Consider the following 24271-nt stretch of genomic DNA (forward strand, 5'->3'; position numbering starts at 1 on the left):
CATGTGATACTTGAATTTTCACGACCGCGCAAGAGCGCGAGTGCGCTTTTGCGTAGTTTTCGGGCCCGTGGTCGACATTCCCCGTGACCGATTCGTGCGTTACCGCGAGCTCACCGAGCTCCTCGACGCCTTTGCGGCCGAGCATCCCGACCTCGTGGCGCTGTCCGAAATCGGCCGTTCGCACGAAGATCGGCCCATCACACTCGTCACGCTGACCAACACCGCGACCGGCCCGCACGACGAGAAACCGGCGCTGTGGGTCGACGCGAACATCCACGCCACCGAGCACACCGGCGGCCTCGCGGCGCTCAACCTGATCCACAAACTCGTCTCCGAGTACGGCATCGACCCGACCGTGACCCGCGCCCTCGACACGCGCTGCTTCTACGTCGTGCCCCGCATGAATCCCGACGGCGTAGAGCTCGCTCTCGGCGAGCGGCCGCGGTACGTACGGTCCTCGGCGCGCGCCTACCCGCGCACGGAGCAGCAGGACGGCCTCGTGCCCGAAGACATGGACGGCGACGGCCGCATCCTCACGATGCGCATCCCCGACCCGAACGGCCCGTGGAAGCCGTACTTCGACGACCCGCGCCTCCTCGTGCCCCGTGACCCGACCGAGGAGGGCACCGGCCCGTATTACCGGTTGCTCGACGAAGGTCGGATGCAGAACTACGACGGCGTGACGATCAAGTACGCACCGGCGCTCGCCGGCCTCGACATGAACCGCAACTACCCCGTCGAATGGCGCCCGGAGGGCGAGCAGCACGGCGCCGGCCCGTATCCCACCAGCGAGCCCGAGATCCGCGCCGTGGTCCAGGCGATCGTCGACCGGCCCAACATCTGCGCCTTCGTGCAGTACCACACGATGTCGGGCGTCCACCTGCGCCCCTACGGCACCAAGAGCGACGAAGGCCTGCCCACGTTCGACCTCAATGTGTTCAAGGCCATCGGCAAGAAGGCCACCGAGCTCACCAAGTATCCGGCGGTGAGCGTCTTCCACGACTTCCGCTACGACCCCAAGGACACGATCACGGGCGTCGCCGACGACTGGGCCTACGACCACCTCGGCATCCACGCGTGGACGACCGAGTTCTGGTCGCCGATGCGCGCCGCGGGCATCGAGGAGTACAAGTTCATCGAGTGGTGGGACGAACACCCGCTCGAGGACGACTTGAAGCTGCTGGCGTGGGCCGACGAGGTCGCACCGGGCGAGGGCTACGTCGACTGGTATCCCTACGATCACCCGGACCTCGGGCCGGTCGAACTCGGCGGCTGGAACGATCAGCTCGTCATCCGTAACCCACCGCCGCACCTCCTGGCGGACGAAGTGGCACCGCACGCCGATTTCGCCATCTGGCACCTGATGATCTCGCCGCTGCTTCGCCTACGGTCCACGGAGGTGGAATCGGTGGGCGACGGAGCGTGGCGCGTCCGCGTCGTCGTGGAGAACAGTGGGTGGCTGCCGACGAACGTCACCCAGAAGGCGATCGAACGCAAGGCGGTGCGACCGATCGAAGCGCGGTTGACGGTCACCGGTGACGGCCGCGTCGTCGGTGAACCCAAGATCGAGTTGGGTCAGCTCAGCGGGCGAGTCGGCAAGACGTCGATGCTCGGCGGCTTCGGCGGCGCCTCCGACCCGACGACCGATCGCGCCAAGGCGGAGTGGATCGTGCGCGCCCCGGCGGGTGCACAGGTGGGCGTCGAGGTGTGGTCTCCCCGCGCCGGAGTCGTGCGCGCCACGCTCGAGTTGGCGTGATCGAACTTCCGCTGGGCGGCCGACTGGTCGTCACCGGCAACCTGGCACAAGGTCCCAAGCCCTCGTTCGCCGCCATCGCGGCGGTGAACGAACTCGTGGTTCTCCTCGGTGCCTGGGACGGCCCCGGTGTGTTCGTGGTGTGCGACGAGCAGTCGACGGTCGACGAGTACCCGCGCCTTGCTGATGCCCTGTCTGCCTTCGGCTCCGACGGCAACCGGCGCGTCGTCTTCCTCGCCGACGCTGAAACGCTCGACGTCGCCGTCGTGACGGGCGTGGGCAACCGCACCGTACGCATCGCGCGCTGCGCCACGACGCGGAAAGACCGGGCACTGTTCGGCGAGGGCTACGCCGGAGTCATCGACGCCGACCCCGCTCCCCGCTTCGAAGACCTCGGCAGCGGGTTCAGCGCGTCGTGCGGGACCGTCGGCGAAGTCGTGCAGCCACGGCGACGCATGCTCGGGCTGCCCCAGACGACGGTGCCGACGCGCGTCGCGTCGTGGGTCGAGGTCGAAGCGGGCGCCGACCTGCACGCCCGGCTCTGGTACTGCAGCGTCGACGTTCCGGGCGCGTCGTTCCTCGACCGCATCGCGGCGCGTCGGGCGACGGCACCTGACCGCCCGACCCGCGTCGCCGTCTTCCCGTCGGGCGAGTCGTGGCCGCCGCCCACAGAAGCCGCGCTCGACCGCCGGGCGCGCGTGCGCCGCCGCGGGGCCGCCCTCATCGCCCTCGCCGGACTGCTCGACGTCGCGTCGGCCATCACGCCGCCGCTCGAGCAGCGACTGCACGCGCTGCTGCGCCTCGTACCGCTCGCCGTGCCGCAGACCGCCACGGCGCTCGTCACCCTGTCGGGCCTCGCGCTGCTGGCGCTGGCCCGTGGCGTGCGCCGCGGCCAGTTGCGCGCCCACCGCGTCGCCATGGCGCTCCTCGTCGGATCGCTTGTCCTCCACGTGGTCAAGGGCGTCGACGTCGAAGAGGCGGTCACCGCCGGGCTCGTCGCCGCCTATCTGTACGTGCACCGCGACGATTTCGGAGCCCGCAGCCGCGAACGCGCCATCCGCCACGGCGTGCGCGTGGCGGCCGGTGGCCTGATCGCCACCGTCGTGTCGGTCGCCGGCGCGCTCGAGATCATCACCAGCGCCCGCGGCTCGCGCTTGGCGCTGCGCGACGCCTTCCTGGCGACGGTCGAGCGACTGGTCGGTATCACCAACGTGAAGCTGCCCGACCGCGTCGACGACTTCATGTCGCCGATGCTCCTCGCCGTTTCCGTCGGCTTCTTCTTCTGGATCGCGTGGCAGGCCATCCGCCCCGTCGCCGTGCGCCGCAGCAACCGCGACGAACTCGTCCGGGCGCGGCGCATCATCGACCAGTACTGCACCGGAACGCTCGACTACTTCGCCCTGCGCGAAGACAAAGAGTTCTTCTTCAGCGGCGAGTCCCTCGTCGCCTACGCCGTGCACCAGAGTGTGTGCCTCGTGTCGCCCGACCCGATCGGCCCGGTGTGGGAACGCGCCGCGGTGTGGGACGACTTCTTGCACTTCGCCGACGAGCACGGGTGGAGCGTCGGCCTCCTCGGCGTCGACGAGGACTGGTTGCCGATCTATCGCGCCGCGGGCATGCACGACATGTACGTGGGCGACGAGGCCGTCGTCGACGCGTCGCGCTTCAGCCTCGACGGTCCGCGCCGCAAGGCGCTGCGCCAGGCGACCAACCGCGTGCTGCGCTACGGCTACTCGGTCACGTTCCACGATCCGAGCGAAGTCGACGAGGAATACAAGCAGCGGGTGCTGGCAGTGATGACGAAGAGCCGCCGCGGCGACGTCGAGCGCGGGTTCTCCATGACCCTCGGACGCATCTTCAATCCGGAGGACAAGGGACTGTTGCTGGCGGTGTGCGCCGACAAGGACGGCACGCCGGTGGCCTTCTGCCAGTTCGTGCCCGCGCCCGGCATCAACGGGTTCTCGCTCGACCTGATGCGACGCGACGACGGCGACCACCCCAACGGCCTGCTCGACTTCGTGATCGTGCAAACGCTGCTGCACCTGCGCGACGGCGGCTACGAAAAGCTCGGCCTCAACTTCGCCACCATGCGGGCGCTGCTTGCGGGTGAGACGGGTGCGGGGTTGACGACGCGCATCGAGCGCTGGGCGGTGCGACACATGTCGGGCTCGATGCAAATCGAGTCGCTGTGGTACTTCAACTCGAAGTTCGACCCCGAGTGGCAACCACGCTTCGCCGTCTACGACACCGTGGGCAACATCGTGCCGATCGCCTTCGCCATTGCACGGGCGGAGTCGTGGTGGGAGTTGCCGCTCATCGGTCGCTTCCTCATGCCTGCCGAAGCCCAGACGCGTTAGCGCACGAGGTACCACGCGGGCAGGAACGCCATCAGCGCGGCGGTGAACACCACCAGCGTCGTGGACACCCACCCGCTGCGCCACTCGCCGAGCACGTCGGCGCGCGCCGCCAGCGCCATCAGCAGCAGGATTGGCGGCGCCGCCAACCCGTTGAACAAGGCGGCGAGAAACAGGGCGTGGATCGGGTTGACGTGACCGAAGTTCAGGGCGGCGCCGATGACCATGCCGCCGGCGATGACGCCGTAGAACCCCGGCGCCTGGCGCAGCGTGCGCGACAACCCCTCGTCCCACGCGAACGTCTCGGCGATGGCGTAGGCGCTCGAACCCACGAGCGTCGGGATGGCGAGCAGGCCCGTCCCGACGATGCCGAGCGTGAACAGCAGGCTGGCGAATCGCCCGGCAACGGGTCGCAACGCGGCGGCCGCCTCCTGCGCCGTCTCGATCGACGCGCCGTGCTTGCCGAGCGTTACCGCCGTCGCGGTGAGGATGGCGAACATGACGAAGACGCCGGCGGTGATACCGGCCACGACGTCGATGCGCATCCGGCGCAGTTCGGCGCGCGTCATCTCCTCCGTGGCGTGCTCCTCGACCTCCTCGGCCGCTTGCCAAAAGAACAGGTAGGGCGAGATTGTCGTGCCGAAGATGGCGATGAGCGCCGCCAGGTGGGTGCGATCGTTGTGCCACGTCGGGCGGAACGTGGCGCGCGCCACCTCGCCCCACGGGACGTGCACCGACAGCAGCACGGCGAAGTAGGCCACCAACGACAGCACGAGCCAGCGCAGCAGTTTCGAATAGCGCTCGTAGGGCACGCGGATCTCGAGCATCGTGATCCCCGCGGCGAAGACGACGACGCCCACGGCGAGCGGCACGGGCGCCACGAGATGCAGCGCGGCGGCCATCGACCCGAGGTCGGCGCCGACGTTGAACGTGTTGGCGGCGACCACGAGCAGCAGCACCGGGTAGACGACAACTGACGGATAGCGGCGACGCACGATCGACGCCAGCCCGCGGTCGGTGACGAGCCCGAAGCGGGCCGCCAACTCGACGACGGCAGCGGCAAGGGGCAGCGACACCAGCGCCGTCCACAACAGGTCGAAGCGCAGCGTGGCGCCGACCTGTGAGTAGGTGCCGATGCCTGACGGGTCGTCGTCGGCCGCGCCCGTGATCAGACCGGGGCCAAGGGACCTGAAGTAACCGCCGCGAAGGCGCGCGTGCCGGCGATGGTTGCGGCGGCGGGGCAACTAGCGCGCGGTATGGGCGCGGCGGTCGCCGCTGAGTGAGCGCTTGTGCTCGATGAAGTCGACGAGCACGTAGTCGCCGAGCGTTTCCGGCGTCGTGAAGAAGGCGCGGCCCTGGTTGAGCTGCGTCAGCTTCTCGATGAAGGCTTTCAAGTACGACGTGGCGTCGAGCATGAACGTGTTGATCTTGATGCCGTCGCGCGTGAGGCGGATCACTTCCTTGAAGGTAGCGTCGATGGTCTCCTGCACCGGCGGGTAGCTGAAGAAGACCTCGCCGTCGTCCTGGATGTGGGCCGTCGGTTCGCCGTCGGTGATCATGATGATTTGCTTGGTGCCCGACTGGCGCGCCAGCAGCTGGCGGGCGAGCAGGAAACCGTGCTGCATGTTGGTGCCGTACACGAAGTCCCACGACACCTCGGGCAGGTCGCGCGGCTTGAGCACGCGCGCCACCTCGGAGAAACCGACGATGCCGAGGTAGTCCTTGGGGAACTGCGACGAGATCAACGAATGCAGCGCCATCGCCACCTTCTTGGCCGCGAGGAAGTTGTCGCGCATCGGCATCGACAGCGACAGGTCGACCATCAGCACCGTCGCCGAGCGCGTCACCGTCTCGGTGCGCTCGATCTCGAAGTCGTCGGGGGTGAGGCGCACCGGCGAGCCGGCGCCGTTGCGGCGCACCGCGTTGGCGACGGTCGCTTCGATGTTGAGGTTGAAGTTGTCGCCGAACTCGTAGGGCTTGGTCTGGAAGCTGCGCTCGTGACCCACGCCGAGCGGGTCGACCTCGTGCGTGCCCATGCGGTCCTTGGCCAGCTTGGAGAACAGGTCGCGCAGCGCGTTGCCGCCGATGCGACGCATGCCCTTGGGCGTCAGCTCGAGACGGCCTTCCTTTTGCTCGATCAGCCCCGCCTGCTCAAGCGTCTTGGACAGCTCCGCGAGCTTCTCGAGCGAGCGAGCGGAGTCAGGGCCGAGCAGCTCGGCGGCGCGGTCGAGGTCGACGTCGGCCAGCGCACCGGGCGAGGACGCCTGGCGCAGCAAGTTCTCCAGCGAGTCGAGGTCGCCAAGCTCGTTCAGCAGCGACGCCGCCTGGGCGAAGCCGAGCGGGTCCTGGCCCGAGAAGTTGTAGCGCCGCTCCCACCCGGCGCCGGGAAACGCCTGCTGCAGGTTGCTCGACAGGCGGCTCACCTGGAACGCCAGGTCCATGTCTTCCATGAGCGCTTCGGCGAGGCCTTGGAGCTGCGCCCGCTGCTCGGGCGTCATCGAGTTGAGCATCGCCTGCATCTGCGCCATCTGCTGGGCCATGTTCTCGAGCAACTCGTCGAGCGTCTGCGGGTTGTCGGGGAAGAACTGGCCGTGCTTGGCCATGAACTCTTCGAAGGACGGATCGATCGGCTCGCCCGACTCGCGCTGTTCGAGCATGCGATTGAGGTCGTTGAACATGTCCTTCATCGCCTGCATCTGCTCAGGCGACACGTTGCCCATCGAACCCATCATCTGGTTGAACTGGGTGTTGAGGAGCTCCTGCTTCAACTCCTCCATCAACTCTTCGAACTGCTGGCGCGCCTGCTCGGACTCGAAGTCGTAGTTCTGGAGTTCACGCACCTGGCCGGCGAGGTCGGGCGGCAACAAGTCGAGCTGCAAACCCTTCTCCGCCATCGCCTGGTCGGTGACCTCCTGGCGGCGCTGATCGCCCGACTGTTTTGCTTGCTGGCGCGTTTGCTCGAGGCCTTCGCGTTCGGTCTCGACCACGTCGCGCAGGCGCTGCGCGATGTCCTCGTAGACACCGCCGAGGTCGTGGCGCTCGAGTTCGTCGCGCCGGCGGCGGCGCAGCTTCTCGAGCATCTCGCGGATGCCCTGGATGCGCTCACCGTTGGCGTCGCGCATGCCCGACTGGAGCAGCCGGCGCAGCGCGGCGTTGAGGTCGCCGTGGTACAGCAAGTCGTCGGTGACCTGGTCGAGGATGTCGTCGGCCCCGAGTTCGAACCCGGTCTGGGTCCCGTCCCAGCGGCTGTACCGGAACCGGCTCACGACTCAGCGCGCCCGGTAGGCGATACGGCCGCCGGCGGCGTCCTTGTTCAGGCGCTTGCTGAGGTGCAGGCCTTCGAGGATGAACTCGATGGCCGACGCGATCGCCGGCGGATCCTCCGACCCGGCCAGCTCGCGGGCCGGGGCGGCCAGCGCGGGGATCGACTTGACCACATCCGCGTAGCTCGAGGCCGGCACGTCGTCGCCGGCGTGGACAACCGTGCCGCCGTCGAAGGACGCCGGCACCTCGCGGAACTGCTCGATCGGGCAGCGCTCCTTGAACACCGTCAGCACGGCGGACTTGATGAGCTTCTCGACGACCTGCTCGTCGCGACCGTCGTCGAGCGACTCGATCTCGATCTTGCCGCTCGTCGACGACGCCAGCGCGTCGAGGTCGCTCACACGCGGCACCGCCACCGGCTCGCCCAGGATCAGGGCGCGGCGCAAGGCGTTGGCCACGATCGTCTCGGCGTTGGCCACGGTGAGGCGCACCGACACGCCCGAGCGCTGGTTGATCTGACTGGAGGCGCGGGCCAGGTGCGTGAGCGTGGCGATGATCTCGTTCATGAAGTCGGGGACTTCGATGCGCACCCCGACGTCGGGGATCTCCGCCTCCTGCTTGACCACGTCGATCTCGGTGTCGATCTCGAGCGGGTAGTGCGTGCGCACCTGGGCGCCGAAGCGGTCCTTGAGCGGCGTGATGATGCGGCCGCGGTTGGTGTAGTCGTCGGGGTTGGCCGTGGCCACGAGCATCACGTCGAGCGGGAGGCGGATCTTGTAGCCGCGCACCTGAACGTCGCGCTCTTCGAGCACGTTGAGCAGGCCGACCTGGATACGTTCGGCGAGGTCGGGCAGCTCGTTGATGGCGAAGATGCCGCGGTTGGTGCGCGGGATGAGGCCGTAGTGAATGGTCAGCTCGTCCGAGAGATAGCGGCCTTCCGCCACCTTGATCGGGTCGACCTCACCGATGAGGTCGGCGACGGAGGTATCGGGCGTCGCCAGCTTCTCGCCGTAGCGGGTGCTGCGGTGCACCCACTCGATCGGCGTCTCGTCGCCCTTGTGCACCACCAACTCGGTGGCGTGCTTCGACACGGGGTTGTACGGATCGTCGTTGATCTCGCTGCCGGCGACGATCGGCATCCACTCGTCGAGGAGTTCGATCAGCGAGCGGATGATGCGGGTCTTGGCCTGGCCGCGTTCGCCGAGCAGGACCATGTCGTGGCCCGCCAGGATCGCGTTGGCGACCTGCGGTAGCACCGTGTCTTCGTAACCGAGAACTCCTTCGACCAACGGCTGGCCCGCCTTCAAGCGGGCGACGGCGTTGCGCCGTACCTCTTCCTTGATCGGCACGGATTCCCAACCAGAAGCGCGGAGTTCACCAAGGGTTGTCGGGCGACTCATTCCCCCACCCTACGCCCTCCCACCCACCCCGTTTCCTTGCTCGCTTACGCCCTCCCACCCGCCCTGTTTCCTTGCTCGCTTACGCTCGAACCAATGCGTCTTGTGCCCGGACGAGCGGTGGTTCTGGCGGCCGCGTCGTTGGTGCTGTTCAGCGGGTGCAATCACGCCGCCGCGGGCCATGCGGGGGCGCCAACCACCACATCGACGACTACCGCCGCCGGTGCGCACACCTATCGCGGCACCGCGCAGTTCACCGGCACCCTGACGGCGTTCCGCGCCCCCGACGCCCTCACCGACCCGATCCCGACGCCGTTCACCCTCACCGTGCCCGACGCCGGGCGGGGCGGTTTCACCATCACCGGCGCCGACATCGACGGTGACGAGGAGACGATCGTGTGGTCGGGCGGACGGCCGCTGCCCGTCACCGGCACCTGCGGCCTCGACGTGGGCGAGGTTCCCGTCGTGCTGACACCCGCCGGCGCCACCTTCGCAATCGACGGCGGCGCCCGGGCGCTGACGGCCGGCGATTGCATGTTCAACTCGTCGGTGGCGGTCGGCAACGGCGGACTGGCCGAGCCCGTGCCGTCGGTGTCGTTCCTGCTCCACACCGACGCGGCGTTCAAGCCGACGGGTGGCACGTCGGTCACCGTCGGCCCCGTGCGCCGCTACGAGGGACACCGCGGTGCCGCCGAGGCCACCGGCACCTTCACGGTGACGACCCAGCGCGGCGACACGTGGCGCGCCACCCGCGTCACGCTCGGCAACGGCACGTGGATCCTCGACGTGACGAAGGCGGCGAGCGGCGCGTTGGCGGTGCAGGCGCAGTTCAGCGGTGACCTCACCGTCGCGTAATCGCTAGCGTCGCCGATTCGTGGAACTCACCGAGGGCTGGCGGGCGGCGATCGCCGACGACGAGTTACGCCGCCGCTACCCCGAGGTCGACTTCGACGACACCCAGTGGCAGCCGATCGCGCCGCGCTCGCAGTGGCGCAGCACGCCGGCGTTCGCCGACACCGACGGGCCGCTGCTGTACCGCGTCAACTTCGAAGCGACCGACGAGGGGGCGCGCTCGTGGCTCGTGTGCGACGGGATCTTCTACACGTCCGACGTCTGGCTCGACGGCAACTACCTGGGCGACACCGAGGGCTACTTCGTCCCGCACGCGTTCGAGATCACCGAGGCGTTGCGAGCGGGCCACGAGCACACCCTGGCGCTCGAGGTCGCCTGCTCGCGCCCCGACGACCTGAACCAGAAGCGCAACATCACGGGCGTGTTCCAGCACTGGGACTGCCTCGATCCCGACGACAGCCCGGGGGGCATCTGGCAACCGGTGCGGTTGGCCCACACCGGGCCGGTGCGCATCACGACCCTGCGGGTCTTGTGCCCACGCGCCGACGCGCAGCGCGCCAGCCTCGAATTGGCGGCCGACCTCGACACGACCGAGGCGCTCACGATCAACGTGCGTACCGTCGTCACCCACGGCGGCCGCACGGTCGACCACGAGGCGGAGCACGCCATCGCGGCGGAAAGCAACTCGATCACCTGGCGCGTCGACGTCGACGACCCGACGCTGTGGTGGCCCCACGCACTGGGCGACGCCAACCTGGCGCAGGTCGAGGTGTCGGTGTTCGTCGTCGCCGACGACGGCACGCACGATCTCGTCGCCAGCGACACCCGCCAGGTCACGACCGGCCTGCGCTCGGTGTCGATGCGCGACTTTCGCTGGACGGTCAACGGAGAGCGGCTGTTCGTCAAGGGCGTCAACCTGGGCCCGACAAAGGGCCGCCTTGCCGACGCGTCGCCCGACGATGTCGTGCGCGACGTCGAGCTCGCCAAGCAGACCAACCTCGACCTCGTGCGCGTCCACGCGCACGTGGCGCGTCCTGAGCTCTACGACGCCGCCGACCGGGCGGGCCTGCTGGTGTGGCAGGACATGCCGTTGCAGTGGGGCTACGCCCGCGGCGTCCGCAAGCAGGCGGCGCGCCAAGCCCGCGCCATGGTCGACCTGCTCGGCCACCACCCCTCGATCGCGTTGTGGTGCGGGCACAACGAACCGTTCACGCCGTCGGTGCGCGGCTACGTCGTGGGCCAGCAACTCCCCACGTGGAACAAGACGATCCTCGACAACACCGTCAAGCGCGCTCTCGAACGCGCCGACAAGACGCGCCCGGTGATCGCGCACTCCGGGGTCTTGCCCCATGTAGGCAACACGGGCACCGACACGCACGTCTACTTCGGCTGGTATCACGGCACCGAACGCGAGTTCCCCGGCTGGCTGCGCCGCGTGCCGCGTCTGGCGCAATTCGTCAGCGAGTTCGGGAGCCAGGCCATCCCCGACAGCGACGACTTCATGGAGGCCGAGCGCTGGCCCGACCTCGACTGGACGCGCCTGGCGCACGCGCACTGCCTGCAGCTCGAACCGTTCGAGCGCTATGTGCCGCCGGCCAACTACGCCAACTACGACGACTGGCGCGCCGCCACGCAGCGGTACCAGGCCACGATCCTGAAGCACCACGTCGAGACGCTGCGGCGATTGAAATACCGGCCGACCGGCGGCTTCGCCGCGTTCTTCTGGGCCGACGCCCACCCCGCCGTCACGTGGTCGGTGCTCGACCACGAACGCAAGCCCAAGCTCGGCTACTACGCGCTGGCCGCCGCGTGCGCGCCGGTCATCGTCGTCGCCGAGCGCCCCGCGGCGTTCTACGAGCCCGGCGAGCCGATCGTGCTCGACGTGCACGTGATCTCGGATCGCCGCGACACCGTCGCCTCGGCGCGCACCACCGCCACGGTCAACTTCCCCGACGGCTCGGTCCACCGCCAGGCGTGGGTGGGCGACATCGCACCCGACTCGTGCGCCCGCGTCGGCACCATCACGGCCGCATCGCCGGACGCGATAGGGCCCATCACCATTGACTTATCCACCACGGGTCCCGGAATCGACGTGACCAATCAGTACGTTGCACAGATTGTTAACCAAGGGGGAACAGGCGCGAGGATGGAACCGTGACTGACACGACAATTGCACCGGCGACCAAGCCACTGGTCCTGCGAACGTCGATCGGCAAGAAGTACGCGATGGCCACCTCGGGGATCATCCTCGTCGGCTTCGTGATCGCCCACATGATCGGCAACCTGAAGTTCTTCTTCGGGCAGAAGCACTTCGACGAGTACGCCCATTTCCTGCGCGTCGTGGGTGCACCCGTCATTCCCGGCCACTTCGCGCTGTGGGGTTTGCGCGTCGTCCTCCTAGCGGCGGTGAGCATCCATATCTGGGCGGCGTACATGACGACGGTGCAGTCCAAGCGGGCGCGGCCGATGCCGTACGCCCACACGGACAGCATCCAAGCGAGCTATGCGTCGCGCACGATGCGTTGGGGCGGGATCATCCTGCTGGCGTTCATCGTCTTCCACATCCTCGACATGACCATCGGTGTGGCCCACGCCGGCACCTTCAAGGAAGGCCACGTGTACGCCAACTCGGTGTCGGGCTTCCAGCACCCGATCGTGACGCTCGTCTACACCTTCGCCATGGGTGCGTTGTGCCTGCATCTGTTCCACGGTGTGTGGTCGATGTTCCAGACCTTCGGTCGCGGCAGCGGCGCCCGCGAGGCGATGCTGCGCCGCCTGAGCGCGACGATCGCGGTCGTCGTGTGCCTCGGCTTCCTGGCGATGCCCTGGACGATCATGTTCGGAGGCCGTCCGTGACCATGACGACAAGTGAAGGTCGCTGGACCGTCGGCTCCGACATCACCGACAACAAGGTCCCCGACGGCCCGATCGAAGACGCGTGGGACACGCGTAAGTTCGACCTCAAGCTGGTCAACCCGGCGAACCGCCGCAAGCACACCGTCATCATCGTGGGCACCGGCCTCGCCGGTGGCGCGGCGGCGGCGTCGCTCGGCGAGATGGGTTACAACGTCAAGGCGTTCTGCTACCAGGACAGCCCGCGGCGGGCGCACTCCATCGCCGCCCAGGGCGGCATCAACGCGGCGAAGAACTACCGCAACGACGGCGACTCGATCTACCGCCTCTTCTATGACACCGTGAAGGGCGGCGACTTCCGCGCCCGCGAGCGCAACGTGTACCGCCTCGCCCAGCTCAGCGTCGAGATCATCGACCAGTGCGTCGCTCAAGGCGTGCCCTTCGCCCGCGAGTACGGCGGCCTGCTCGACACCCGCTCGTTCGGCGGTGCGCAGGTGAGCCGCACGTTCTACGCCCGTGGCCAGACGGGCCAGCAGTTGCTCATCGGCGCCTACCAGGCGCTCGAGCGCCAGATCCACGCCGGCACGGTCGAGATGCACACGCGTCACGAAATGCTCGACGTCATCGTCGTCGACGGCCGCGCCCGCGGCATCGTGGCCCGCGACATGGTCACCGGCGAGATCCAGGTGCACATGGCCGACGTCGTGGTGCTCGCCACCGGTGGCTACGGCAACGTGTTCTTTCTCTCCACCAACGCCATGGGCTGCAACACGACCGCCATCTGGCGCTCGCACCGCCGCGGCGCGCTGTTCGGCAACCCCTGCTACACGCAGATCCACCCGACCTGCATCCCCGTGTCGGGCGACCACCAGTCGAAGCTCACGCTCATGTCCGAGTCGCTGCGCAACGACGGCCGCGTGTGGGCGCCGGTCAAGCGGGGCGACGATCGCTCGCCCGAGCAGATCCCCGAGTCCGAGCGCGACTACTACCTCGAGCGCCGCTACCCCGCGTTCGGCAACCTCGTGCCCCGCGACGTGGCGTCACGCGCCGCCAAGGCCGTGTGCGACGAGGGCCGCGGTGTGGGCCCCGGTGGCCTCGGTGTGTATCTCGACTTCGCTGACTCGATCAACCGCCTCGGCGAGGCGACCGTCGCCGAGCGCTACGGCAACTTGTTCGACATGTACGAACGCATCACCGACGAGAACCCGTACAAGACGCCAATGCGCATCTACCCGGCGATCCACTACACGATGGGTGGGTTGTGGGTCGACTACAACCTCATGTCGACCATCCCCGGTCTGTTCGTCGGCGGCGAAGCGAACTTCTCCGATCACGGCGCCAACCGCCTCGGCGCCTCGGCGCTCATGCAGGGCCTCGCCGACGGCTACTTCGTGCTGCCGGCGACGATCGGCGACTACCTGGCGCAGACCGCGCCCAACACCGCCGACGCGTCGTGCCCCGAGGCGCAGCAAGCGGTCGCCGACGTAAAGGACCGCATCGGAAAGCTGCTCAAGCCCAACGGCACCCGCACCGTCGACTCGTTCCACAAAGAGCTCGGCAAGATCATGTGGGACTACTGCGGCATGGGTCGCAACGAAGAAGGCCTGCGCAAGGCGCTCGACCGCATCCCCGAGTTGCGCGACGAGTTCTGGCAATCAGTGAAGGTCCTCGGCACCAACGAGGAGATGAACCAGTCGCTCGAGAAGGCCGGCCGCGTCGCCGACTTCTTCGAGCTCGCCGAGCTCATGTGCATCGACGCGCTGCACCGCAACGAAAGTTGCGGCGGCCACTTCCGCGAGGAGTACCAGACGGAAGACGGCGAAGCGGCGCGCAACGACGCCGAGTACAGCTATGCCGCCGGGTGGGAGTTCACCGGCGTCGGCAACGCACCGGTGCTGCACAAGGAGCACCTCACCTTCGACTACGTCCACCCCGCGCAGAGGTCCTACAAGTGAACCTGACACTCCACGTTTGGCGTCAGCCCAATGGCGACGCACAAGGCCGGATGATGACGTATCAGGCCAACGACATCTCTGAGGACATGTCGTTCCTCGAAATGCTCGACGTCGTCAACGAAGGACTCATCAAGAACGGCGAGGATCCCATCGCCTTCGACCACGATTGTCGCGAAGGCATCTGCGGTATGTGCGGTCTCGTCATCAACGGCATCGCGCACGGCCCCGAGCGCGCCACGACCACGTGTCAGTTGCACATGCGGCACTTCCGCGACGGCCAGGAGATCTGGATCGAACCATGGCGGGCGCGCGCCTTCCCGGTCATCAAAGACCTCGTCGTCGATCGAGGTGCGTTCGACCGCATCATTCAGAGCGGTGGATACATCTCAGTGAATACCGGCGCTGCTCCTGAAGCGGCGTCGATTCCTGTGCCGAAGGTCGACGCCGATGCAGCGTTCGAGGCCGCCGCGTGCATCGGCTGCGGTGCGTGCGTCGCGGCCTGCCCGAACGCATCGGCCATGTTGTTCACCGCGGCAAAAATTACGCATTTGGCTTTACTTCCCCAAGGACAGCCCGAAAGGAATGCTCGCGTCATAGCGATGGTTGACGCGATGGAGCAGGAAGGCTTCGGGTCGTGCACGAACATTGGAGAGTGTTCTGCTGCATGCCCCAAGGAAATCCCGCTCGGTACCATCGCCCAAATGAACAGCGACCTTCTCGCAGGGAGTCTCAACCGAAGTTGAAGTTGCAGTAAATGATTCGAGCCGGCTTGCAGTCCGCCGGCTCCAGTAACGCTCGAAGGTTTCTGCTCACGTGTTTGAACGTGTTGGTGGGGTTGGGGCTACTGGGGCTTTTCGTCGTACACCCGCAGGCGTCGCGCGCAGCAACACCCGCCGCCAAGACCGCTGCTGTAGGTGTACCCACTACGACCAACGCGCAACCCGCGACGACGTCTACGTCGGGGGAAGCGATCGCACCGAAGACCGCATCCACCCCGATGGCGCCCGCGCCACCGAACCTGCACGGCGGCGTCCCCGTCGGCAAGGGCATGTGGATCTGGCAGCCGCAGTTCGCCGAGGGCGGCAACGCGCAAGCGATCGTCGCCAAAGCGCAGCGCTACGGCATCAACTACCTCTACGTGAAGACGGGCACGTCCAAGGAAGGCTTCAACGCGGCACCGTTCCTCGACGCGCTGTTGCCGCGGGCCCACGGCGTGGGCATCAAGGTGTTCGGTTGGGACTTCCCCTACCTCGACGACATCGGTGCCGACGTGGCGCGCGCGTCGCAGGCGGCGCACTACACGACGCCGAGCGGTGATCGCATCGACGGCTTCGCCGCCGACATCGAGTTCCGCAGCATGGGAGTGAACCTGAGTCCCGATACCACCGGCTTCTACGGCTACGCGTTGCGCGATGCGGTCGGGTTCGGTTTCCCGCTGATCGCCGTCGTGCCCCGTCCGAGCCCGCGCATCACGTCGTATCCGTACGCGTCGGTGGTCAAGATGTTCGACGCCATCGCGCCGATGATTTACTGGCTCAACAACGATCCGGCGGTCGCAGTGCAGCAGACGTGGCTCGGCCTGGCGAAGTATGGCAAGCCGATCATCCCGGTGGGTCAGGCCTATGACGGCGCGGCCGACGGCGGTCCGCCCGGCATCCCCAACCGCGGCACGATCCACCGGTTCATGGGCGCCGTCGCCGACATGGGCGGTACCAGCGTGTCGTTCTGGAGTTGGGAACATGCCAGCGACGAGATTTGGCAGGCCGTGTCGGACGCGGCGCTGTTCCAGGTGCCCGTCGGCGACAACACGACCTACCGATCCGACCAGATCCGTGCCTACCAAACGCTGCTGAGCAGTCTCGGGTTCGGCGTCCCGGCCACCGGCGTATGGGGTCCGCAGACCGACGCCGCGGTGCGGGCGTTCCAGGCAGCGTCACGCCTGCCCGTCACCGGCCAGATCGACGACATCACGCGGGCATTCCTGCTGCGCCCGCTGTCGCCACCGCTCAAGTAGCGCGGTTCCACTCGGCCCACCCGACGCGCGTGACGCCGTCGGCGTCGACGATCACCGACGCGGCGCGCTCCAGCCGGCGCCGCCCGTGTCCGGCGACGGGCTCGATGAGCACGCCCCCGGAAAGCTCCGGACGGATAACGGCGTCCTGCGCCGGCGCGCCTTCGACGCGCACCCACTCGTGCGTCCACCAGTCCACGACGCCCCACGTGTGGTCGCGGTAGCCGGAGACGGGCTCGTCGACGGCGACACCGCCTGAGCCGACTATCTGGGCGTCGCCGGTCACGGCGCAGCGCTGCCCGTACCCATCGTGGATGGCGAACGGCGACGCGGTCGCCTCCCATTCGAACTCGAACTCAACGGCGGTCCGGTCGCCGCGCTCGGCACCGTAGGCGTCGCGTGGGTCGTCGAGGGCGACGGCAAAGCCCTCGAAGTTCACCTGCCAGCGCTGCATGGCCTCGTGACATGTGAGGTCGGCCCACAAGCCGGCGCCGCGCACCTCGAAGCCCCGCGGTACGTCGAGGTGCTGATCGCGCACGAGCAGCAGCGGCTCGTCCTGGCGCACGATCACCGACCACCACCACGCGTGCTCCGGCGTCAGCGTCAGCCGGGCGTAGAGGCCCCACGAGAGATCAGGGGCGACGGCCTCGAACGACCAGGCTTCGGCCCACAGTGGGTGCGTACCGGGCGTGTGCCGGAACTCGTCGACGAGTTCGAGCACCCCGCGGTTACGACGCCTTGGGCGTCAGGCTCGACAGCTTCTCGTCGGTGGTGACGCTGCCGCTGCCGTTTTGCACCTCGGCGTGGCGGTACACCTCGATGCCGTGCGCCGGGTCGTAATAGCCGCGCTCGTTGATGTGCGTGGTCTGGCTGCCGAAGCTCGGCACCGTGGCCGTTAGCGTGATCGTGCCTTCGACCGACCAGGCGTTGACGGTGGTGGTGCCGACGGTGGCCGCCACCTTGCCCGTCACCTTGCCCGTCGAGTCGAGCTTGATCGTGCCGTACTTCACGCCGGCATTGTTCTTGATGTCACAGGTGCTCGAGCCCGACCACTGCGAACCGACGTGGATGTCCGCCGGATAGTTCAAGACGTCGGGGTTGAGGTCGCAGGTCAGACGGCCCTGCGGTGAGTCGAAGGACAGGCTCTCGATCAGCACGCCGTTGGGGCCGTAGGCGATCGAAGAGGTCTGCTGCTGGCCGCCCATGTCGGCGGTGACGTTGCGGCGGGTGACGCCGTTGCTGCTGGCGCCGGCGGTCACGGCCTCGTCGACGGTCTTGGAGTTGTCGGTGCAGTCGACGAACGTGTAGCGGCCGATGGCCGGGGCCTGATTGGCGGTCGGGTCGGTGGACGTGGCCGGCGCGTCACCGCAGATACCCGACGGCTTCGCCCCGGCGGCGGTCGTGGCCGTCGAGTGGTTGCCGGACGCGGCGGTCGTGCTCGTCGCGCCGGCGCCGGCGCCGGCGCCGGCGACGGTGGTGTCGGTCGCGCCCGGCAGGGTGGTGTCGGATCCCGACAGTTCGCTCGTGGACGTGGTCGAGCCGGCAGTCGACGCGTTGGTGCTGGGTTTGTCGGCGGCGCCGAAGGCGACCCCGCCGATGCCGACGAGTGCCAGCAGGATCGCCACCGCGATCATCACAGTAGCTACGCGCGACGAGGGCGTCGCGGAGATCGGTTGCATCTCCGAATCGTAGGTCGGGGCCCTCGGGCTGCTACAACCGGCCCGGTGCGCGGCTGGATCGAATGGTTTTTCAAGGGTGTCTGGCACCGGCGCCGCGTGTGGCAGGTCGTCCTCATCGTGATGGTGCTGATCATGCTGCCCGCCGGGATCGAGTGGATCGTCTCCAAGCGCCGCCCGGCCCGCACCATGACCGACCCCACTTTCGTGCGGGCCGCCAACGCGCTGTGCGCACAGGAAGTCAAGCCCCTGGCCGAAAAGCAGCGATCCAGCCAGGAACAGGAGAAGATCGACGACAGCCCCAAGGCGAACGCCGCCAAGGTCGACAAGGTGGCGGACAAGCTGGAGGCGGCCGTCGCCCACCTGCGGGCGCTCTCACACCGTCCAGCCAACAACGACCAGCTAAACGCCTGGTTCGGAGCCTTCGACGACTACGTGAAGGCGGGCCGGGATTACGCGGCAGCCCTGCGGACGGGGAACGAGACCGAATACAACAAGGTCGACGACGAAGGCGTGGCGCCACTCAAGGCGATCAGCCACTTCGCCCGCGCCAACCGCATCGACAACTGCATCCCCTAGGGCGCCGGACGCGAAAAAGGCGGGCCCCGGAGGGCCCGCCCAATCCGTGAGACGTCCGAGCTAGACGCGACGTCGCATCGCGAGTGCCCGCCTCGGTTTGCGCAAGAACAGCAAGCCCATCGCCAGGGAGAGCACCAGCAGAGGCAGCGTCGCTGAAGCGCTGCGCACCGACGAGATGCTGTCCGCGTCGAGGACTTGGGTGTTCGAGTTGCTGGCCAGATTGCCGGTGGCGCTGGCCGAGCCCGTCAGGATCGCCGCGTTGCCGTCGGAGGAGTTCGTGGCGGTCGAGTCGTTCACCGCGACCTTGTCACCACTGCCACCGCCGGTTGCCGCCGCAGTCTGCGGGGCGTTGGCGTTGTTGATCGAGACGTTGCCCGCACCGACATTGAGGCCGGAGTTGGCGAGGCCCAAACCAAAATTCAGGTTGTTGCTGTTCTGATCTCCAAGCACCAGTCCGGAAGCGCCCTGGGCGTCGATCGTCTGCACGGTGTTGTTGTTCGCCGTGTTGCCGATGGCCGATGCGTTTCCAGTGGCGATGATCGCCGAGCCGTCAGAGACATTCGACGTGTTGGCGGTGTTACTGGCGATCTTGTCGCCCGTACCGTTGCCCGACGCCGTGGCGTTCTGATTGCTGTTCGCAGTGTTCTGCGACGCGTTACCCACCCCGATGTTGCCCCCGGTGTTCGAGACGGCAATACCGATGTTGGTGTTGTTGGAGTTCTGATCGGCGTTCACCAGACCGGAGCTGTTGCCAGTGTTGGCCGCCTGCACCGTGTTGTTGTTCGCCGTGTTGCCATTCGAGTTGGCGTTGCCCGTGGCGACGGTCGCGGAACCATTGGAGTGGTTCGACGTGGTGGCGTCGTTCACGGCGATCTTGTCGCCGCTGCCATTGCCCGTCGCTGTGGCGTTCTGGTTGCTCGTGGCGTTGTTGGTCGAGCCGTTACCGACCGCGACGTTCCCGCCCGTGTTGGACGCAGCGATACCGATGTTGGTATTCGTCGAGTCCTGGTCGACATTCGTCAATGCGCCCGCCTGCCCCGCTGACAGCAGAATCCATGCAGCCGCACCGGCGAGCACGAGCAACGATCCAACCAGCACTTCGCGTACGGGTTTGCCGTTCTTCGAGTTCAACCGGGTACCTCCTTTGTGTGTTGCTGCCGAGGACCGTTCGCCCCCGTAGAAGCGACAGTATTCCTGGTCACACCAGATGAATAGGGCATCGGTCACAAGAAATTGAGAGAAACGTCCCGGTGACAACATGGAAAACGTTGGGTACAGTCCAAATCATCAACGGCTGAGCCAAAGGAGACGCCCGTGACGCTGTCCGAGGTGATCGACGACCACTTCCTGGAGAAGTACCGAGGCCTGCTCGACGCGGAAGATGCAGCTTTCGACGAACTCGAGCACGCCCATGAGGACGGGGATCGCAATCCCTACGAAGTGGCTCTCGCACAGTGGCAAGCCGCAATCGAAAAGAAGCTTGCCTACCTCCAGCGCCTCGGCGTCAACTTCAAGGTGACGCTCGAAGTCTGATCACTGTCGCTGGGGCGGGCGAACCGAGATGATCGAGGTCGACGGGCTCGTGCGCGAGCTCGGAGACACCAAAGTGCTCGACGGGATCACCTTCCGCGCCCCAGCGGGCGTCGTGACCGGCTTCCTCGGGCCCAACGGCGCGGGCAAGACCACCACGATGCGGGTGCTGTCGACGCTCCTGCGCCCGACGGCCGGTACGGTCCGCGTCGGCGGCTTCGACGTCGTCAAACAGGCCGACGACGTGCGCCAGGTCATCGGCCTCGTCACCGAAGAGCCGGGGCTGCTCGACCGGCTGACGGGTCGCGAGCACCTCGCGTTCAGCGGGAGGGCGTATGGGCTGTCTCCCGCACGCGTCGCCGCCCGCATCGACGAGGTCGCCGAACTGCTCGCCCTCGGCGACAACCTCGACCAGCGCGCCGGCAAGCTGTCGAAGGGCAACCGCCAGAAGATCGCGCTGGCGCGGGCGTTGGTGCACGACCCTCCGATCCTCCTGCTCGACGAACCCACCGCCAACCTCGACGTCGTGGCCACGGCCAACATGCGCGACCTGCTCATGTCGCCCGACGTGCGCGGCACCAAGACGGTGCTGCTGTCGACCCACGCCCTCGACGAAGCCGACGAGGTGTGCGAGCGGGTGGTCGGCATCGCGCAGGGCAAGGTCGTCGCCGAGGGGACAAAGGAAGAGATCGCCGCGTCGCGCGGTCAGGCCGACTTCCGCGACGCGTTCCTGGGTCTGCTGCGGGCGGAGACGCTCGCCGGCGAATCCGTCGTCTGAATGCGCCCAGCTTCCGTCCTGGGGGTCGCACGCGAAGACGTGCTCGACAATCTGCGGCAACGCTCGGTGGTCCTGACCCTCGTCTTCGCCCCGCTCGTGCTCTGGGGCGCGTTCGCCTTTCTGCCCCTCGTCTTCATGAGCCGGGGCGAGAGCAGCGACGCCAACCTCCACTCGACGATCGCCGTGTCACAGAACGCCCCGCCGGCGGCGCGCCGAGCGCTGGCCCGCCGGCTGCGCGTCGTCGTGGCCGCCGATCCCACCGCCACGGTGGCCTTCGACGAGGCGGACGCCGCGCTGCTGTTCGGCGGTGACCCCGCCGCCGATCTGCGCTCCGGCCGCCCGTTCACGCTGCACGAACTGACGTCGTCGTCGCGGACCAAGGCGACGATGACGCTCGGCATCGCCGAGAGCGCGCTGGCGGCGCTGCAAGCCCAACGCTCCGGCGTCACCGCGCCGCGCCAGCACGCAGAGTTGGTGCGCGCCGTGAGCCTCGACGACAGCCGCGGGCTCATCTCGCGCAGCGCGCCGTTGCTGTTCATCACGGCCCTCGGCGCCATCATCCAGCTCTCGGCGTTGCGGTTCCTCTCGGGCCGGTCGTTGCGCACGCTCGACGGGTTGCTCGTGCGACCAATCCGGCGCACCGACCTGCTCGCGGGCCTGGCGCTGTCGTCGGTAGTAGTGGGCATGATCAGTGCCTCGGCGTTGCTGTTCCCCTTCACGCTGCTGGTGCTCGCCGTCGCCCACCACCACGGGACCAACGGCGTCGCCGCCACCGCTGGGATCCTCGCCGTGGTGATCGCCGCCACGGCCTGGTTCTTCGCGACCCTCGGCTTGGCGCTCGGCGTCAGCGGGCAATCCTTGAACGCGGCGCGCGTCCGATCGACCGCCGCCCTCTTCGTCGTGACCGCCATCGGCCTGCTCATGGAGTTGTCGGGAACGGTGGCGCACACGCCGCTGCTGCGCGCCCTGCCGGTCACCGGCGCGATGGTGCTGCTGCGCCATGCGATCGTCGGCACCGCCACCGTCGGCGAAACGGCCGAGACCGTCGTCGTGGCCGCCGTCGGCGGCCTGGTGTGCTTCGGCTACGCCCGGCGCTACCTCGACTCCGAACGGGTGGTGACGCGTGCGTAGGTTCTGCGAGCGGGCGTGGCAGGTCGGGCGCTTCGACTTGCGCGAGTACTTCCGCCAGCGCATTGCGCTCGGCGTGATCCTGCAACCGCTCTTCTTCCTCGCCGCGGTGGTCGTGCTTCCGGGCATCCTCGCCAACAACCAGTCGAACGCCGCGCAGCGGGCCCCGATTGTCGCGGTCGAGGGGCCGGCCGCGCCGGCCGCGTCGTTCGTCGCCGACCTGCGCCAGCACCACATCCGGGCACGATTGTCACCGCACGCCCGCGCCGACACGCAGGCGGCGCGCTGCGACCTCGGCGTCGCCGTCGGCACCGACGGCGATGTGCGGTTCTTCGTCGCCAACACGCGCGACAAGTCGCGCAACGCGTACGGCGCGGTGCAGGCGGCGCTGGGCCGGTCACTTGCCGAACGTGCCGGGGTGGCCGACGGCGGCATCCGCACGACCCGTCAGGCGATCGACAAGATCCCGCACGGCCAGCAACTCAACTTCAGCCGGCTGCTGCCGTTCTACTTCGTCGTCCAGTTGCTCGGGGTCGTCGGCATCGCCGCGGGACAGTTCGCCAGCACGAGTTCCAAGCGCGGTCTCGAACCGCTGCTGGTGCTGCCGCTACGGCGCGGCGAAATCGCCGTCGGCAAGGCCATTTTCGCGGCCGGCGCCGGACTCGTCGCCCTCGGCGCACTGCTCGCCCCGCTCGCGGTCATCGCCACGACGCACGTGTCGATCGCCGGCATCCGCCCGTCGTTGCCCGCCGCCACCTTCGCCAGCCTCGTGGCCGGCAGCCTGTGCATGCTGCCGTTCTTCGGCGCCCTCGGCGTGCTCGCCGGCACCAGCGCCCGCACGCCGGGCGAGGCGGGCGCGATCTCCGCGTTGGCGAGCATCGCTCCGATGTTGATCGCACTGACCCTCACCTTCGTCGTGAAGGGTGCGGTCGCGTCGTGGGCGCTGTTCATCCCGGTGGTCGGCCAGCAGACGATCTTGAGCGAAGCGGTACGACACACCGCGTCGGCCGGCGACTGGGCCCTCGTACTCGTCGCCAGCGCCTTCTGGGCGGTGGTCGTGTTGTGGCCGACGGGGCGGCTGCTGCGCCGCGACCGGATGGTGATCAGGCCGTCGAACTAGGGAATCAACCCGAGCGCACGCACCTCGTCGCGCTCGCTGATCAGCTCGTCCGTGGTGACGGCGATCTTGGCCTTGGCGAAGTCGTTGAGGTCGAAGCCCTCCGTCACCGACCAGCCGCCGTTGCCGTCGGCCGTGATCGGGAAGCCGAACTGGAGGCCCTCGGGCACGCCGTACTCGCCCTTGGAGCACACCGCGAGCGAGGCGCAGTCGCCGGCGGCCGTCGCATTGACGACGCTCGTGACCGAGTCGATCGCCGCGTTCGCCGCGCTGGCGGCCGAGCTGAGGCCACGCGCCTCGATCACGGCCGCGCCGCGCTTCTGCACGGTCTCGATGAAGCCGGACTGGAGCCAGTCGTGGTCGGCGATGACGTCGTAGGCGCTCTTGCCGCCGATGGTGGCGTTGTAGGCGTCGGGGTACTGCGTGGCCGAGTGGTTGCCCCAGATGGCGACGTTCTTCACGTCGGCCACCGGCACACCGGCCTTCTGCGCCAGCTGGGTCTTGGCGCGGTTGGCGTCGAGACGGGTCATGGCGAACCAGCGGTCGCTCGGCACGTCCGGAGCGTTCTCGCGGGCGATCAGGCAGTTGGTGTTGGCGGGGTTGCCGACCACGAGGATGCGCACGTCATCGGCGGCGGTGTCGTTGATGGCCTGGCCGGCAGGCTTGAAGATGCCACCGTTGATGTTGAGCAGGTCGCCTCGTTCCATGCCGGCCTTACGCGGCACCGAGCCCACGAGCAGCGCCCAGTTGGTCCCGTCGAAGGCGGCCTTGTCGTCGCTGGTCAGCGTGTCGACGCCGGCCAGCAGCGGGAAAGCGCAGTCCTCGAGCTCCATCACGACGCCGTCGAGGCTCTTCATCGCCGGCTCGATCTCGAGCAGCCGTAGGCGCACCGGCTGGTCCGGCCCGAACAGTTGCCCGGAGGCGATCCGGTAGACGATGGCGTAGCCGATGTTGCCGGCGGCGCCGGTGACGGTGACGGTGATCGGAGATTTCGTGCTCATCGGTGGCGACAGTACTTTCGGAG

20 protein-coding genes are annotated in these 24271 nt (G+C 68.0%); 13 read left to right on the forward strand and 7 right to left on the reverse strand.

What is annotated here, in order from left to right; translation table 11 throughout:
* Window positions 1–67 precede the first annotated feature (67 nt).
* Window positions 68–1756: a M14 family metallopeptidase gene (locus VHC63_16950; GenBank protein ID HVV38299.1), complete on the forward strand. Its 1689-nt coding sequence runs from the start codon at window positions 68–70 to the stop codon at window positions 1754–1756.
* Window positions 1753–4110: a phosphatidylglycerol lysyltransferase domain-containing protein gene (locus VHC63_16955; protein ID HVV38300.1), complete on the forward strand. Its 2358-nt coding sequence runs from the start codon at window positions 1753–1755 to the stop codon at window positions 4108–4110. The genes VHC63_16950 and VHC63_16955 overlap by 4 nt, the downstream gene beginning before the upstream one ends.
* On the opposite strand, the gene VHC63_16960 is transcribed toward VHC63_16955, so the two are convergent.
* From VHC63_16960 to VHC63_16970, 3 genes are read right to left on the reverse strand one after another with little or no spacing between them, the layout of a single operon-like run.
* Window positions 4107–5351 (reverse strand): divalent metal cation transporter, encoded by a 1245-nt coding sequence (locus VHC63_16960; GenBank protein ID HVV38301.1) that lies wholly within the window; start codon window positions 5349–5351, stop codon window positions 4107–4109. The genes VHC63_16955 and VHC63_16960 overlap by 4 nt on opposite strands.
* Window positions 5352–7373, reverse strand: coding sequence for a VWA domain-containing protein (locus tag VHC63_16965; GenBank protein ID HVV38302.1), 2022 nt, complete (start codon window positions 7371–7373; stop codon window positions 5352–5354). It lies immediately after the preceding gene.
* A 3-nt stretch (window positions 7374–7376) separates the two neighbouring features.
* Window positions 7377–8771 (reverse strand): sigma 54-interacting transcriptional regulator, encoded by a 1395-nt coding sequence (locus VHC63_16970; protein HVV38303.1) that lies wholly within the window; start codon window positions 8769–8771, stop codon window positions 7377–7379.
* A gap of 93 nt (window positions 8772–8864) precedes the next feature.
* Between VHC63_16970 and VHC63_16975 the strand changes: the two genes are divergently transcribed.
* From VHC63_16975 to VHC63_17000, 6 genes are all read left to right on the forward strand, one after another.
* Window positions 8865–9623, forward strand: a complete 759-nt coding sequence (locus VHC63_16975) for a hypothetical protein (protein ID HVV38304.1) — start codon at window positions 8865–8867, stop codon at window positions 9621–9623.
* Window positions 9624–9642: 19 nt separating this feature from the next.
* Entirely contained in the window at window positions 9643–11778 is a 2136-nt protein-coding gene (locus tag VHC63_16980; GenBank protein HVV38305.1) for a glycoside hydrolase family 2 TIM barrel-domain containing protein, read from the forward strand.
* Window positions 11775–12476 carry a succinate dehydrogenase cytochrome b subunit gene (locus VHC63_16985; GenBank protein HVV38306.1) on the forward strand — a complete coding sequence of 234 codons (702 nt, stop codon included), beginning with the start codon at window positions 11775–11777 and terminating at the stop codon, window positions 12474–12476. Before VHC63_16980 ends, VHC63_16985 begins: the two co-directional genes overlap by 4 nt.
* Before the next feature lie 2 nt (window positions 12477–12478).
* Window positions 12479–14428, forward strand: coding sequence for a fumarate reductase/succinate dehydrogenase flavoprotein subunit (locus tag VHC63_16990; GenBank protein ID HVV38307.1), 1950 nt, complete (start codon window positions 12479–12481; stop codon window positions 14426–14428).
* Window positions 14425–15171, forward strand: coding sequence for a succinate dehydrogenase/fumarate reductase iron-sulfur subunit (locus VHC63_16995; GenBank protein HVV38308.1), 747 nt, complete (start codon window positions 14425–14427; stop codon window positions 15169–15171). The genes VHC63_16990 and VHC63_16995 overlap by 4 nt, the downstream gene beginning before the upstream one ends.
* Window positions 15172–15425: 254 nt before the next feature.
* A complete protein-coding gene (locus VHC63_17000; GenBank protein ID HVV38309.1) occupies window positions 15426–16442 on the forward strand; it encodes a peptidoglycan-binding domain-containing protein in 1017 nt (338 codons plus the stop codon).
* On the opposite strand, the gene VHC63_17005 is transcribed toward VHC63_17000, so the two are convergent.
* Both VHC63_17005 and VHC63_17010 read right to left on the reverse strand, forming a co-directional pair.
* Window positions 16435–17160, reverse strand: coding sequence for a hypothetical protein (locus VHC63_17005; protein ID HVV38310.1), 726 nt, complete (start codon window positions 17158–17160; stop codon window positions 16435–16437). The genes VHC63_17000 and VHC63_17005 overlap by 8 nt on opposite strands.
* Window positions 17161–17167: 7 nt before the next feature.
* Window positions 17168–18118: a hypothetical protein gene (locus tag VHC63_17010; protein HVV38311.1), complete on the reverse strand. Its 951-nt coding sequence runs from the start codon at window positions 18116–18118 to the stop codon at window positions 17168–17170.
* Window positions 18119–18163: 45 nt separating this feature from the next.
* Between VHC63_17010 and VHC63_17015 the strand changes: the two genes are divergently transcribed.
* Complete coding sequence (locus tag VHC63_17015) at window positions 18164–18694, forward strand: hypothetical protein (GenBank protein HVV38312.1); 531 nt, start codon at window positions 18164–18166, stop codon at window positions 18692–18694.
* Window positions 18695–18754: 60 nt separating this feature from the next.
* On the opposite strand, the gene VHC63_17020 is transcribed toward VHC63_17015, so the two are convergent.
* Window positions 18755–19954, reverse strand: a complete 1200-nt coding sequence (locus tag VHC63_17020) for a hypothetical protein (GenBank protein HVV38313.1) — start codon at window positions 19952–19954, stop codon at window positions 18755–18757.
* Between the two features lie 54 nt (window positions 19955–20008).
* On the opposite strand from VHC63_17020, the gene VHC63_17025 reads away from it, so the two are divergent.
* The 4 genes from VHC63_17025 to VHC63_17040 are packed head-to-tail and all read left to right on the forward strand — an operon-like array spanning window position 20009 to window position 23250.
* Complete coding sequence (locus VHC63_17025) at window positions 20009–20227, forward strand: hypothetical protein (GenBank protein HVV38314.1); 219 nt, start codon at window positions 20009–20011, stop codon at window positions 20225–20227.
* Between the two features lie 28 nt (window positions 20228–20255).
* Entirely contained in the window at window positions 20256–21002 is a 747-nt protein-coding gene (locus VHC63_17030; GenBank protein ID HVV38315.1) for an ABC transporter ATP-binding protein, read from the forward strand.
* A gap of 39 nt (window positions 21003–21041) precedes the next feature.
* Window positions 21042–22133, forward strand: a complete 1092-nt coding sequence (locus VHC63_17035; protein HVV38316.1) for a hypothetical protein — start codon at window positions 21042–21044, stop codon at window positions 22131–22133.
* A complete protein-coding gene (locus tag VHC63_17040; GenBank protein HVV38317.1) occupies window positions 22126–23250 on the forward strand; it encodes an ABC transporter permease subunit in 1125 nt (374 codons plus the stop codon). The genes VHC63_17035 and VHC63_17040 overlap by 8 nt, the downstream gene beginning before the upstream one ends.
* On the opposite strand, the gene VHC63_17045 is transcribed toward VHC63_17040, so the two are convergent.
* The gene (locus tag VHC63_17045) at window positions 23247–24248 is read right to left on the reverse strand and encodes a malate dehydrogenase (protein ID HVV38318.1); all 1002 of its coding nucleotides are present in this window, start codon (window positions 24246–24248) and stop codon (window positions 23247–23249) included. The genes VHC63_17040 and VHC63_17045 overlap by 4 nt on opposite strands.
* Window positions 24249–24271 lie beyond the last annotated feature (23 nt).

Source organism: Acidimicrobiales bacterium, from assembly GCA_035546775.1.
Classification (GTDB): Bacteria; Actinomycetota; Acidimicrobiia; order Acidimicrobiales; family JACCXE01; genus JACCXE01.

Bases quoted from the DNA above. Each gene is read 5' to 3' on its own strand.
- VHC63_17020 (HVV38313.1), bottom strand. From the start codon at position 19,954: ATGTTGTCACCGGGACGTTTCTCTCAATTTCTTGTGACCGATGCCCTA.
- VHC63_16975 (HVV38304.1), top strand. From the start codon at position 8,865: ATGCGTCTTGTGCCCGGACGAGCGGTGGTTCTGGCGGCCGCGTCGTTG.
- VHC63_16990 (HVV38307.1), top strand. From the start codon at position 12,479: ATGACGACAAGTGAAGGTCGCTGGACCGTCGGCTCCGACATCACCGAC.
- VHC63_17030 (HVV38315.1), top strand. From the start codon at position 20,256: ATGATCGAGGTCGACGGGCTCGTGCGCGAGCTCGGAGACACCAAAGTG.
- VHC63_17010 (HVV38311.1), bottom strand. From the start codon at position 18,118: ATGCAACCGATCTCCGCGACGCCCTCGTCGCGCGTAGCTACTGTGATG.
- VHC63_16970 (HVV38303.1), bottom strand. From the start codon at position 8,771: ATGAGTCGCCCGACAACCCTTGGTGAACTCCGCGCTTCTGGTTGGGAA.
- VHC63_17000 (HVV38309.1), top strand. From the start codon at position 15,426: ATGGCGCCCGCGCCACCGAACCTGCACGGCGGCGTCCCCGTCGGCAAG.
- VHC63_17045 (HVV38318.1), bottom strand. From the start codon at position 24,248: ATGAGCACGAAATCTCCGATCACCGTCACCGTCACCGGCGCCGCCGGC.